We start from the raw sequence: 11,230 nt of genomic DNA, 5'->3' as shown, positions 1-11,230 counted from the left end.
TATCAGTCCAGTAAATTGTGATGTTGTATTGTCTTCATCACGGAAAATTTCAATATTATGACTGTAATCTTTTTCTCCTGAGAATAATAATGTGTGAGCGTCTGTTTTTAAGGCATTTGCGGATTCAACGACGTTTACCGCTATATCTCCTGCTACTTTACCGTCATCAGTAACCATGATGGGGATATTAATGGCTTTAGCTGCGTCAATATATGGAATATTGCTTGAGATAAAGTAATGTGGTGTACCACGACAGAGTAATAAATCAATTTCTAGTTTTTGGTTGATTTCAAACTGAATTTTGATGTGATTTTTAAAATCATCCTCACTCATGTCGAGTTGTCTACGCAGTGCATCCCCGTTGTAACTACCCCAAAGCTGAGGTTTGATATTTTCAAAGTCTTGACGAATGATATTATTTGTTAACTGTATTCCTTGCCAACCACTCCGAAATTTAGCTATTCCTTCTTTGGGTTGGAGTTGGTAGAGTTCTTGTCCTGCATGAAATATCGGTTCTGGACTGGCGCCTATTACTTCGCGCGTAAACGAACAAGGTAAAAAGTAAAACAGATTTTTAACATCTACATACAATTGGTTGGCGCCTTTCCGCAGTAGTTCTTTTGATTCAGAAGGTGCAAACCCAAGTTGACGAAGTTTTTCAGCAAAACAGGCGCCTGCAGAAGTTGCTAATTTTGTATACTCAGGTTCAAAAGTAACTCGTTCAGAATTCCAAACAAAATAATCAGACTGGCTAAATACTGTATACAGTTCGCGCGTGACTAAATCTAAATTGCAGGTTTTACCCGAAAGAATCAACCAATCAACTTGTTCATTGTAGCTTTCGTGGTTCTGTTTCTCGTTCAGTTGATGTGATGTTCCTGACTTATGGGAGAGTGCATTTTCTACCAAACCCTGAGCAATTGCTACAGCTTCCTTGACTACAGGCGCCGTTGCTTTCTCAAATTGCTCTACTGTTAAAGTTACACTCAAACTATCTATCAGCGCACTCGGTAACTTGATATCATTTTGCGCTAATAGTTCAGCTATTTTCTGCCCGTCAAGAATATACATCGGTTCAGGTGCATCTTTATGACGCTTTTGACCTAATGTTAACTTCGCATCTTCTGCATGTTCCCACAAAGTGTAAAAACTTTGCGCGCGTGAAGGTGAATTTTTCCACCTTGTAGGAATAACTCTCTCAGCAACATTCAGCGCTTCTTTGTAAGCTTCGTCTTCACGAATTTCTTTATCTACACACGCAAGCAACGAACCCGGTATAAATTTACTACTTTCAAGAAATCTGTAGCTCAATTCCTCTGGCTGTAGCTTTAAAATATCTTTACCCATTCTGTCATCAGCAACAGCACTCAACAAACAATCCGCAACTGCAGCTTTCAACAACAAAAACAATCGTAGTGTTATTAACTCCCCACCTAACTGTAAATGTCCCGATGACCCCAATAACTTTGGTGTCAACTTATAATATCGACCTCCATCACCTCTGTCTTCTCCCGGTTCAAACGGGTTAATTTCTTCCAAAGTTAATTTAATTAGTGCTAAATCTGTTGTTCCCCCACCAATATCTAACACCATCACATTTTGCCACCATTTCTCATTGTCATAACGACAACGACTTTTGAACGACTCAATTCCGACATTCAAATCACCGCTAAATTCTCTCCATAAAAAGAAAATAGCTACAGAAACCGCTTCATCATAAGCCATTTGCACGTCAGTAATATCAAGCTTTTGCACCAAACTTTCAATTTCACGTCGTACAAACGGTGATGCAATCGTTGGATACGTCACAACCGCGCGGTAAAATTTACCTTCCGAACATTTACCCGCGTTAGATGAGCGATATTTCTCAATTAAATCAATTAAGTGTGCGTATGCTGACTGCAACAAAGTATTAATTGGTATTGTCTCAGTTTCACCATCGAGTGTGATTTTACACGGTCGCTCTTGTCCAAAATAGCGTTTCGGTGAATGTAAAAATCGTCCTTCGATATCTTCCTCACCCCTTTTTATCGCATCCAAACGATGCTGTTTAGCTTGTTCACCCAAAACAACTTTAACTTCAACATCTTTTTCTGACGCAGTTACTTTATGTAAGCTAATAACTTCTAACTCGCTCGGTATTTCTGTTGAACGCCGATTTTTATCAAGTTCTACTGGTATCAAACTTTGCCATTCTAACGCCGGAACTCGAAACACTTCATGGTATATTATATGGAGATGTTTACTAGCTGCACGGCGAAACCAATCCATTCGCTTACCTAAACAAATTTCGATATGGCGAATAACTTCGAGTAGTTGTGTACTATTAACTCCTTGAATTAAATGTTCGCCGAAGTTGTAACGATTAGCAGTATTTGTATGGGGATAATCTTTACCCAATTCTGAGAGAAACTTTTGCCATTCTACATCCCAGGCGCCGCGACTTGAGGCAGTAACTTCTTCAATAGGACGCTTATTTAACCAAGACGCAATACGTTCCCGTAGTCTTGTTTCTTGTTCAAGGGGTAAAGTATCAGGTGTGACAATTACTTTCGGGTCATAAAGTGTAACGGTTGAGTTGGAAGTACCGAAGTCAATAGCGAACCAACCTGGGTAAGTAAGATGAGACTTAATAGGCATTGGTTCGGGTAGAATTAATTGTGCAGTCATTTCAATAAAACGCTTAGATTCTGGGGCGAAAGTCCAAATATTGCACTCAGCAGTTGTTTTTTTCATTACAGTTAGAATCGGATTATTTGCTCCATCCGAATCAAAATATTCAACAGTCACCTGCAAAGTGCAATTTACACCCGCAGGTAAAGGTTGATACCAAGCACAATTACTTTGTTTTAACCGCTGCGGAGCAGTTAATTTTAATAGATTGCTGCTGTTAAAAGCGACACTTTTATACGCAGATTGAATTGCTATCGCCAAATCCTCCGGAACGCCACCCACTGTAATATGGATTCTCGATACAAAAGGAAAATCGGCGCCGTCAGTTGGTTTGATTTCAATAACAGGTAAAACGAGTAAGTCTTGTACCTTCGCGCGTAATTGGTAGCGATTTAAAAGCTCAATTTTAATAGTCATTGGTTAGTCATAGATTAATCTTCGGGATAACTTATGGCGACAATTTGTGATAATGCTTCTAACCAAGGAGGTTGTGGCGCCGCATTACGCTCTTCAGCACTGGCAATATATCTAAGTAATGGCTCATTTTTAGACTTGAGTAAATCCTGTAAGCTATCAACAATTTCTTTTGTGGCAACTGTGAATGAAGCTTTGACCTGTTTTGTTAACTGGCTAACATACTGAATTAAATGCAAACCTGCACTCGTAGTAATTTCATCACGCAATCTTAAAACAGCAATTTGATGATTAAATGGTCGCGGTGAAACTGGATATGATTTTTGTGGACTCCAGTCAAAAATTTGACATTGATTATGCTTGTTATCTCTTTGAGCAAGGGGAAATAAAGTATCAGCTTGAATAGGCGTAATGCTTCCAGATAAAGCACTACGTTCAATAATTAACTTCTGCCACTTACCAACAGGGTCAACTGCTCTGAGGAGATTACGGTAAAGACGAGCTTGTTTGTTACCATAATTATGCAGAATATACTGCTCCATTTCTGGAAGAATAATCGAGTTAATTTTACTACGCTCAAGTTCGACATTACGGGAAATTTTACTAAACAAGTCAATGACTGCTTCTGTAGTTCGGTCGTGAGCAAAAGCTTGCATTTCACGAAGCGTCTGTACAAAAGCTGGATAAAAATCTTCAGATGTGGTGGGTATTAAATCATCAAACTCATCTTCTTCAAAAAATCTCTCACTCTTCGTCAGCGAAATAATCCCATTTTTAGTTCTGTCAAACAACAGAGTCCACTCACTCCAGTCAAAAAATATCTTGTTCGTTAGTTCATCCTTGACAATATCACTGACTGAAACACCACCACGGTTAGTTAAAATAGGTTGTCTGTCTAAATCTTCCTGAAATTGTCTATATACGCCCACCAAAGTTTCCACCGCTTGTCTTAGCGTCAAAAAAGCAGGATTTTCGACGACTGGCATGTATGAAGCAATTTCCTGTAATGTATTTTCAAGATTTGTCTGTTCATTTTTCAACACTTGAGCAGTTCGCTGTGCGTCTTCGAGTAACTGCTTCATCCCGTGAACTGTCACATGTTCTTTAATTAAAGAACGCAACCGACTAATTCCACCATCATCAACATAGTCACTCAGTTGTTTAGAAAGTGCGCTCTTACTCGGTAATAACTCGCTTAACTGCTGCCACTTATCGCGCGCGCGTAATTCTTCTAACTTGTTGGGTATTTCTAAATCTGGTAAAAACTCAGGTGAACTAACCTGTACTAACCGCGAAATTTCAGCCAGCTTATTCAAACCATGCAACTGTGACAACAATACAATATTTTTCTTCTCTGTCGTTAAATTACTTGCACTAGCAACAATCAATTGTAAAATCGGTAATTGTTCTAATACCACTTCTTCATTAAGCGGTTCGTTGAATACCGAAAATATCGCATCATTATCTCCAGGTTCTGACACCTGCTGCACTAATATATCCAACGCGCGTTCATCACTAGGACTCATTGGCAACTGATTAAACCGTCCCACCCCAACAATAATTCTATCCTTGAGGTCTTCTCCCTTATTCCGTTCCAACATACTGCGAATCTTTGCTGCTGTTGCACCTCCCGGATATCTACCGTTGAGTAACAGCAATATCGTTTGCACTTCAGCTAGTTCGCGTAATGACAAAAAAGTATCACGAACACTAGAATCAGCGGCGCCTAAACCAGGAAAATCTAGCAAGATAAACTCGTTTGTACCCTGTAAACCCGATAAATCCCAAATTTCGCGCGATAACTCGACGGTTACATCAATTCGACTAATGAGAGAAAACGTGTGTTGTAAATCTTCGGAATTTGGCGCCTGTAGATTATTCCAACGTTTGTAAGGAGTCGGTATTCGTTCAAACTCCAGTTCTAAAATATTCATTGGTGGTTCAACAAGTCGTAACCCCTTTTTTGCAATTAATTGGTCAACCTGGTAAACTCTGCCACAAATATCCGTTCCATATAAAGTGTAAGTTCGTACAAATATGACCAACTCGCGCAGCAAACACCGCAACTCTAAACTTTGCGTTTGATTCCAAGCTAACTCACACCATGTCAAAATACTTTTGGCATCAATAAAGGTAGTGGGTTGTAAAGAACGTAATGTTGCTATTGGCGCCGGAGGTAACTTAGCTGCTTGCGCGCGTTGCTCAACTTCCTTAAGCATAAATCGCAAACACTCGCGTACACCTTCATGGGATAAATACTGTACAGTAAACTGACCGACCTTAGTAGTTTGCAAACCTTTGTGCTGCGTTAAGTGAATTGCTGTTACATTACCAGTAGTAGGAGTTTCACTAACAGGTAAAGCATCAGCATATCCAATCAAACTACCTAAAAGTAGCGTTTTACCACTGCTAAATTCTCCCATAATCCCGATTTTGACAGGAGAAGAGGAAATTTCAATAGTCTTTTGGGCGTAATGCTGAAAATTTTGTATCGACTCACCAATAGTTGTTTGTACCCAAGCTTGTGTAGGAGGAGGATTTTCCGAAACTAAATTTAAACACTGAAGTATTGATTCTCCATATTCTTTGTAGCGACGTAATAATTCGACTGCCGTATCGCTTTTCATAATCACTCCTTTCCCAGATTTTCCCCTATGGCTGTTAAATGTATACCTTTTTTGTAATTACATATCCTGATAAATACTGTACATTTTTTCAAAACAAATTATTTATATCACCTATCAATTTAAATTTACTCACAAACATAATAATTTATTAATAATTTAATTACACATTGTACAAACGCGAACGCACACTGTAGAGACGCGATTAATCGCGTCTCTACGTAGATATAATTTTGACTACGAGACTAATGACAAATATATTTTTTAAAACTAGGATGCTCCCACTGTAGATTTTTCCAGCACACTCGCTGTTTGGTAGTTGCCCGCTATTTGTTTAATGTTTGGTCAGATTTTGATTACAGCTAACAGTTAGTATAACCACTTATTTAAATTTCGCCAAATATTTATTTTGAAAATTTTTGCAATTGTGATTTAATTAGTAACAATAAATACGTAATTTATTTTTGTAATAAAAATCAATGTATAAAAATATAGCTATACTAAATGGAAAAACCAGGCTTTGGTAAGAAACCTGGCTTTAATGTTTAGAGAATGTGTATAAAATGATAGTTCTTTAATGTTTACACTTTCCTTTTTCATGGTTATGATTATGTTCATGACCATGAGCGCAGCCTTGTAAATCTTGACGCATTAGTTCTTCGCTGACTGCTCGCTGCGAAGCATCAATTGGTTCCAAACCTATCCAAGCACCTATACTATCGATATCAAAACCTGCTTCCCTCCGTTCCCCAACTTGAATTAACGGGCGCCGAATTAGCAAAGGGTCTTGTATCATCAGCTTAATAGCAGCATCTGCATCAAGTTTTTCAGGAACAACTTCACCTGACTTGATACTAGGCGCCGCTTTGTTAAACCAATCTGTTATCGGACGATTTCCAAAAAATGACCTTAGCGCATCAGGTGTCCAAGCATAAGTCCGAATATCATACGTTTCTAACTCGTGCCCTGCCGCAGTCAATAGTACTTTTTGCTTAGTATTGTTCTTACAACCGGGTTTCTCGTAAAAAACTACCTTTGCCATTTCCCTATCTGCCTATCTAGAATTTTCTTGCTTTTGCGTTTACTGGGTCAAACTCATACCGCTGTTTTGGGTCAGTTTCTCCATATACATTAAAAGTGACAGTCGGAGTATCACCCATAGCTTCTACACAATGAATAGCATTGCTGTTAAAACTAATAATGTCCCCTGGAAACAAAATTAATTCTCCCGTCTGTTCAACCTGAACATTTTCATCTTGATTTTGTGTACGCTTCCAAAAAGTATTCTTTTCCTGTCCTTGTAATACAGCGACAATACCCCATGTTCCATGATTATGGATATTAGACTTAATACCCGGTGCAAAAGTAACAGTTTGAACAGTAAGAGGAAAACCTAACTCATCATATAAAAGTAAAACTGAAGTTCCATCCTCTGTTACCTCTGGAGCTTGACTTTTGACCCAGTAAGAATTTGTAATTAGGCGCCTTACTAACATACGTATTTCTGGAAGACGACTAGCTTCATCTTCTGCACCACTAAGAACATCTTCCAACTCAGTCAAAAATCTATATAGACGATAATTATCTCGAAGTAAGTCCCACTCACGCGGAGATTTACAAGCTTGATATTGACCATCTCCACCTACAAACCAATCTCGATTTTTCATACTCAATATGAAGGTTTCACACCCGTATAGAGTTGCAAACACACTAAGTTAAATAATTATTAGTATTTTTTAACAATTAAATATGTACTTTATGCACATAATCATCTTTGCCCGCCCTTGTATTTCATGAGGACTTGGCACTTAAACAACTTGCGAAAAGCCTATGCGAATTTAAAGAGTTCTTATCTTCGGTGCGCTCTAGGTATAACATTCAAACAACTCAGTCGTGGGCAAGCCTTTTCCTCTTTCACTCCATGCATAAAAGGGATGCTTTAAATAGGTTATTTGATCTATGGAAACAATTCCTTTATGACAGGCAAGATGCCTATCCTACGGGATGCTTATTCGCAAAAATACTCAGTATATTCTTTGCGTAACTGGGTATACTGTGCTGAAGGATTATCAATATCGTAAAGTGACTGTAAAACATCAGACCAAGGGTTATAAATTTTATCTTTATCGTCTGTTTGATGTTTAATTTGATAATTGGCAAAATAATTTGCTTTTTTAAGCGCAATCTCTTCTAATGGCGCCTTAGCTGCTTTCAGACTTTGTTCTAACGCGAGTAAATCAGCTTTAATTTTATCACGTTCTGAATTAGACATGATTTGAAATATTGTACCTGTATTATTAGATTTTGATTTAGTAACTAGTTGCCATTTATACAACTTACCTGGTTCGAGAGCTTTTTCACCATCGTATAAAAACTTTTGCGCTGTTAGATTTACAGTTGTTCTCAACGCTATTTTATTACTATCTTCATACTCGGTTACAATTAACTCAGCATCTTGAGCTTGACCTGAGTAATTCCATAGGAAAAGTGGACGGTCATGCCAGATTATATATGTTGCTGTATCTATTCCAGGTAAAGCTGCGGGTGCTATTGTACAAACATTATCACCGCGCGATGTTCTTCGACGACGTTGTGGGCGAGAAGGCCACAAAGAAACTAAATTAGTTGCTCTCGTTTGGGCAAAGAGTTGTGTTGCTTTTAAATTTGTGAAGCTTTCGCTACTGATACTTAAAGAAGTTATAACAAGAGATAATAATGTGTAGCTAAGTAAAAACTTACGGTAGCTGCGATTAAATTTATTAAGCATGATTTTTCTTTTGTGTTGCAGATAATATATGAGTAAAAAATACTATTGAAGGTAAAAACCAAGGAAGTAGAATTGCAGCACTTATGTATAATTGAAGTGCTATAACTCCATATATAATAACTGTAATTGCAGAACTAGTCAGTATTTGTAGCCGAGATTTAGTTATTAATAGTGACATGCTCTGAATTAATAAGACTGTAATTTTACTGATGATTATAGCAGTTCCAATCATTAGTATGTCGGGAATAGGGATAACTAAGCGACGGTTAAGAAAATGGTGAGTCATGTATGCTAAAGATTCACCTCCCGTTAACCACGATTGGTTTGTCCAATACTTAATTGCACTAGGCGCCAATATTCTATCAGGTTGACCAGGTTTTGCTCCTAAACGTTCATCTCCTGCTGCAATTAATACTATTTGCTTTGGTATTTGCGGAAATGTTTTAGCACCTTTTGTGTCTGTTGCCATTAATTCCCAAGCAGGTATCTTAGTATAAATACTTTGAGGAGGAATCGAGAAATCAATTAAAGGTGTTAGTCCGAGAGGAAAGTTCAACTTTTGAATAATACTTAGTTTATTTTTATGCTGCTGTTTTTTCTCGATTTCGTCAAGTAACTGTGTACGTAAATCTACTTTTCCACTGATTTGAGGTTTCGTTAATTGAGTTATTTCTTGGTTTGCCGTATGTACAAGCGCCATTAAATAAGATATTGGACAAATTTCACGGCATCCAGAATTAGTATCGGGCAATTCTAAGAAACTATCCGGTGCCTCAGTATATGCTTGTAAAGACCAACTGAGTTTACTAATACCAGGTGTATCATTGACAGTTAATTCCTTGTTGCTATCAAGAATTGTGCCAAAGATAATCCAAATATTTTGGTTAACAGCGTTCTTAACTGCCGTTCCCAAATTTTTGTCATCTTTAGGAATATTTTTCTGAGGTGTATCAAATAGAAAATCTATACCAATGACACTCGCATTCAACTTACGCGCATGTTCTACTAACTCTGCTATATAGGTACGGTTCATTGGATAAAGTTCAGCGATAGAAAGCTGACGCTGAAAAATAGACTTAGTATCAATTTCTACTAATGCGATTGGTGGCGCCACTTGAGCAGGAATTTGTTTGGTAGCATCACGATAAGCTGCTTGAATGTATAAGCGCGCATCAAGTAGTACTTCTTGAACTGGTACAAGTACACTAAGAGTTAGACTACTTACAATAGTAATCGCTTCTAGTGGAGTTGGTAGAATTTTTCGTAAACGCTGCTGCCATGATTTACTGGGTGGGATGCGGAATAATGTGACGCCGGGATGACAAAATAATGAAGGTACTAAATAAGATGATGGGTAAGCAAAGTTTTTCTCTGTATGTAAATAACTACGCGCTTCTAACATCGATTCGTATACATTTAAATGCTTTGCGAGTCCCTGCAAAAACTTTACCATATATTCAATAGCGACGTTATTATGGATTGGTTCGCGCATGACAATAACTTGACTCAATCCTAAATCAATTAATGTATTAGCTATATTTAAACCGCTACAAGAATTGAATATTGCCACTTGCAGTCCACGTGTACACGCAGCACTTAACTTCGATGCAATTTGGCTAATGGAGACGGATACTTTGGGAGCAACACTTATCTCACCCCCTGTCATCTCACTTTCATCACTATGTCCAGCAAAAAATAATATATCCCAACTGCCTTGGGCAATGGCATCAGTAATTTGTTCAACCACTTGAGTCGGAGTTTGTCCAGGTTGCCAACTAACAAACTGCACATCGGCCACTTTAAACAGCGACTTTAAAGCATTGCGTTCCGCTTGAAAACTTAACCCACTGTCATCACCCAATATTGCCAAAATGCGAGGGCGCCTATTAACTTGTTCTTGGTAAGTTCGAGTGCCAATATTAAGAGGTGCGCGGATAATTTGAATTACAAGAGTACCAAACTCAGTTCCAAGTTCCCAAGCTTCCCACGGAAAACGCTCTAACTCAATTGACCCACAAGTTATAAATAATTGAACTGTCTCAACTTTATCCGGCGCCTGAGCTTGAGCAATAGTCGAACGAATTTTGTATAACTCAGCACTCTGTAACCAGCGATTAAACTCATGTATTAACCGAGCTTCAGCCTTAACAAGATGCGTCTGCGAGTCATTAGGAACAGTTGCCACTCCACCATCAACATGGCGCCCTCGTAAAGGTTGTGACCGATAGAAATTTAGATAAGCAAGGCGCCAGTCCTGATAAAACCGAGTTAAAGCAGCAGGAAAATCAACCTGTGCCGTCAGTCTTTGCCCTTGTCCCCACGACAACTCAAACAAACAAACTTGCTCAACACAAACAATCTTAAGATTAAATAAATAAGTAGGCACCATATTTTCCCCTTCAGCCGTAAACGAACCGTAAAAATACGGTCAGCAGTTCATGAAGTATAGTTTGTTAATAGGGAATTTACAGATTTTAATATCCTTGAGTCTATAGCGTAGATGAAGATTCAGTAAATATTGTTTGAGTTTTTGTAACAATACGGGCGCCTGTGAAGTCAAGCGTAAGCTATTGTGCTTATAATCTGCACATTGTAACAAGGCGCCTGCTGTAGGGTGCGTGACGCTACGAAAATATTTTAACGTAGTTATAGGACTTGTAGCGTCACGCACCGACAAGAGCGTTGTGACCTAGTGCAGGCTGGCAAAAATAACTTACCAGCTTCCACATTAAAATAATACCGTGGTAAATAC

The 11,230-nt window shown here is 38.3% G+C and carries 6 protein-coding genes; all 6 read right to left on the bottom strand.

What is annotated here, in order from left to right; genetic code table 11:
* Nucleotides 1-3,090 (bottom strand): molecular chaperone (locus tag AC2JBO_RS37675; RefSeq protein WP_496958753.1); only part of this gene is annotated, 3,090 nt, incomplete at its 3' end.
* A gap of 14 nt (nt 3,091-3,104) precedes the next feature.
* Nucleotides 3,105-5,714 (bottom strand): dynamin family protein, encoded by a 2,610-nt coding sequence (locus AC2JBO_RS37670; protein WP_496958752.1) that lies wholly within the window; start codon nt 5,712-5,714, stop codon nt 3,105-3,107.
* 571 nt (nt 5,715-6,285) lie between these two features.
* The gene (locus tag AC2JBO_RS37665) at nt 6,286-6,753 is read right to left on the bottom strand and encodes an ArsC/Spx/MgsR family protein (protein WP_496958751.1); all 468 of its coding nucleotides are present in this window, start codon (nt 6,751-6,753) and stop codon (nt 6,286-6,288) included.
* A gap of 16 nt (nt 6,754-6,769) precedes the next feature.
* Complete coding sequence (locus tag AC2JBO_RS37660; RefSeq protein ID WP_496958750.1) at nt 6,770-7,378, bottom strand: cysteine dioxygenase family protein; 609 nt, start codon at nt 7,376-7,378, stop codon at nt 6,770-6,772.
* A 341-nt stretch (nt 7,379-7,719) separates the two neighbouring features.
* Nucleotides 7,720-8,478 carry a hypothetical protein gene (locus AC2JBO_RS37655; RefSeq protein ID WP_496958749.1) on the bottom strand — a complete coding sequence of 253 codons (759 nt, stop codon included), beginning with the start codon at nt 8,476-8,478 and terminating at the stop codon, nt 7,720-7,722.
* Nucleotides 8,471-10,867 (bottom strand): CHASE2 domain-containing protein, encoded by a 2,397-nt coding sequence (locus AC2JBO_RS37650; RefSeq protein WP_496958748.1) that lies wholly within the window; start codon nt 10,865-10,867, stop codon nt 8,471-8,473. The genes AC2JBO_RS37655 and AC2JBO_RS37650 overlap by 8 nt, the downstream gene beginning before the upstream one ends.
* Nucleotides 10,868-11,230 lie beyond the last annotated feature (363 nt).

The organism is Calothrix sp. CBUCES-K 9914 (assembly GCF_059640475.1).
The sequence above is the reverse complement of the archived record's forward strand: the minus strand, read 5'-3'. Positions and strand labels throughout refer to the sequence as shown.